The sequence below is a fragment of the Paenibacillus sp. 01T422 genome, assembly GCF_056398785.1.
In genome coordinates this window covers 1-1,583 of sequence record NZ_JBFTQB010001172.1, presented here as the reverse complement: position 1 = coordinate 1,583, position 1,583 = coordinate 1, and the positions used below count along the sequence as shown (strand labels likewise).

Annotated in this window: 2 protein-coding genes; both read left to right on the top strand. The window is 41.9% G+C overall.

Annotation, left to right across the window (positions count from 1 at the left end):
- The first annotated feature begins 259 nt into the window (after window positions 1-259).
- On the top strand, window positions 260-1,423 hold the full coding sequence (locus tag AC1DUA_RS36830; protein WP_477504440.1) for a YhgE/Pip domain-containing protein: 1,164 nt from the start codon (window positions 260-262) through the stop codon (window positions 1,421-1,423).
- Between the two features lie 28 nt (window positions 1,424-1,451).
- A partial coding sequence (locus AC1DUA_RS36825) for a TetR family transcriptional regulator (RefSeq protein WP_477504441.1) occupies window positions 1,452-1,583 on the top strand: 132 nt, incomplete at its 3' end.

Sequence of the window (1,583 nt, the reverse complement as noted above, 5' to 3'; positions counted from 1 at the left end):
AGGTGAACGTGGTCGCTCTTGTTGACACTGAATCTTATCGATTTTGGAACTGATTATAATGGGGGGACTTTCTTGTCGCGAAAAACTGTCCTTTTGCGTTTGTAGGGACTTTCTTGTCGCTAATGAGGGTATTTTCTTGTCGTTAGACTACTTTTTTTCGTTTTTACCAAACCTAATTGACAGACAAAGAGCTCCCTCCTATAATTTAAACAAACGTTTAATTAAAATGATCGTTTAAATTTAAATAGGAGTGGTAATTTTGAAAGAAGCACTAGGCGCATTTTTTAAGCAAGGCACGACGAAGGTAGGCATCATCACAGCCATTATGTTTCAGCTGTTATTTAGTTTGATCTGGATGACTGGCTATGCAGGCGTATCAGATAATACGAAGAATCTGAAGATCGCTATCGTCAATGAAGATCAAGGCATGGGGAACACAGTGGCAAGCAATTTGAAAGCGAATCTGCCTTTTCAAACAGAGCAAATAGATTCAAATGACAAGGCGCAAGAAATGCTCAATAACCGTCAAGTGCAAATGGTTATACACATCTCATCCGATTTTACAAAAAAACTGCAAACTCCGGGGCAAACGGCTCCGATTTCATACACAATCAATGAATCCAATCCGTCCATGATGAAACCTGTGATGCAGGCGGTAGCAGGCAATGTAACGGCAACTGTGAACAATCAAGCTATAGCCGCAGGTGCATCTGCTGTGCTTACTCAAATGTCTCCGAACCTACCGGCCGAACAAGCGGGGAAAATCGCGCAAGGACTTGCGAATAAGGTAACTTCGGATATTCAAAGTACAAATAAAGTGAAAGATATGCCGAATCAAATGCTTCCTATGATGCTTGTGCTTGCTTCTATTGTTGGAACCATGATCATGGGTATGAACTTCAGTGTTTCCACGAATATTCTCGGCACATCGGTAAGTAAACAGGGCAAATTGGGTGCGCGTTTCATACTGACTGTCGTTGCCGCAGTAGTTGTTGGACTCATCAGTGCGACAATGGTTGTTGCTTTGGGAGGACATGTAGAGAAAGGGTTTATGGCATTATGGTCGTTTGAATCCTTATTCTTGCTCACGTTTGCGCTTGTTGCACAAATGTTTTTGACATTGTTTGGGAACGCAGGTATGCTATTTAACATTGCTATGTTATCCTTACAGTTGGTGTCTTCCGGAGCCATCGTGCCAAGGGAGCTTCTGTCGAATTTTTATCATTCTATGAGCAATTTTTTCCCGGCCACCTATGCGGTTAACGGTCTGATGAATATTTTGTTCGGCGGTCCCGGTGTAAGTAAAGAAGTAAGTTCTTTGCTCCTGATTGCAGTTATAGCGTTAGTTATTGATTTTGCGGTTGTATCTATTAAAAAAGTAAAGGCTGCACCTGCTACGAAACAACTTTCACAAACCGCTTAACTTTTCATTATAAGGAGGGCGCTAAAGAATGGCATACCAAGAATCAGACATGAAGATGAAAATTGTACTTGCTGCAAAAAAGTTATTCGCTGAGCATGGTTACGATGCTACAAGCGTTCGTCAAATATGTGAGGAAGCCGGGGCCAATGTGGCTCTGGTT